The organism is Aeromonas sp. HMWF017 (assembly GCF_003061465.1).
Taxonomy (GTDB): domain Bacteria; phylum Pseudomonadota; class Gammaproteobacteria; order Enterobacterales; family Aeromonadaceae; genus Aeromonas; species Aeromonas veronii.
The window spans coordinates 1-1,173 of sequence record NZ_QAJD01000081.1 but is presented as its reverse complement, the minus strand read 5'-3'; the positions used below and the strand labels follow the sequence as shown (position 1 = coordinate 1,173).

Below are 1,173 nucleotides of genomic sequence, written 5' to 3'. Positions count from 1 at the left end.
TGCCAGTGATTCACCGACAAACATCGGGTTTTTCAGCATAATTGCAATGCCTACTACCATACCTGCAAAAGGAAAAAGCAGTACAGGAGTGAACATTGCTCCGCCAAAACGTTGAATTTGACTGAGCATATATTGTCCCTTGGTTGAAATAGCTAATCGAATCCTTGCCGGTGTTGCCAGATGCAAATTAGCAACGATAAAAAGAGACCTCATGAAATATCTTGGAATAATGTGATCTGACGCATACAGTTATTTAGACAAAGATGTCTAACTTTTGCGATATTGTTGTACCTCTTGGTTTCGTGATGTTCTTGCAGCTTTAGTTGTAAGTTAAGTTATTGTTTTTAAGCAATTTAGCCACTTGATTCAGAATAAGATGGTTGGCGTTGTGACCACAGGAGATGTCTAGCAGTGATCTATAAATCGGTGGCAGATCGACTCAGGATCAGGGTAAACGGTGCCGAGTGTCGGGTGGGTGATGTGTTGCCGGGCGAAAAAGCGCTGGCAGAACAGTATGGCGTCTCCCGCATGACCATTCGCAAAGCGGTAGACATGTTGATCGAGTGGGGATTGGTCGAGCGGCGCCACGGCAGCGGCACCTATGTGACGAAAAAGGATGTCCAGCATGAGACCAAAGGGCTGAGCGGGTTTACCGAACTGATGCGCGAGCAGGGGCGCACGTTGACCAGCCAGGTGTTGGAATTTCGCACCATGCCTGCGCCACCGGCCATCGCCAGTCAGCTGAGGGTGAAGGTGAATGAACCCGTCTATTACTCCAGCCGGATCCGCTCGGTGGATGGTCGGGCTCTGCTGCTAGAAGAGAGCTATATGCCGGTCAGACTGTTTCGCAATCTGTCGGTCGCCCATCTGGAAGGGTCCAAATTCGACTACATCGAACGGGAGTGCGGCATCGCGATTGCGGGTAACTATGAGTGCTTCAGTGCCGTGCTGGCGGATCGGGTTACTGCCGAGCTGCTCCATATCGAGCAGGGGGCCCCTATCCTGCGGCTCACCTCGCTCTCATACAGCGAGAGCGGAGAGTTCCTCAACTACTCCATCATGTTCCGCAATGGTAACGACTACCATGTCGACTACCACCTGCACCGTTTTCGTTAATCCGCTCGCCAGCCTGCGGGTTGGTTATTGGCTGGATGCAGGGCCTCTCACGAAGCA

Annotated in this window: 2 protein-coding genes; one reads left to right on the top strand and one right to left on the bottom strand. The window is 51.3% G+C overall.

Annotation, left to right across the window (positions count from 1 at the left end):
• Window positions 1-213 (bottom strand): hypothetical protein (locus DBR30_RS21065; RefSeq protein WP_181363522.1); only part of this gene is annotated, 213 nt, incomplete at its 3' end.
• Window positions 214-411: 198 nt separating this feature from the next.
• Here DBR30_RS21065 and DBR30_RS07720 point away from each other — a divergent pair.
• Entirely contained in the window at window positions 412-1,116 is a 705-nt protein-coding gene (locus DBR30_RS07720) for a GntR family transcriptional regulator (protein ID WP_005357335.1), read from the top strand.
• Window positions 1,117-1,173 lie beyond the last annotated feature (57 nt).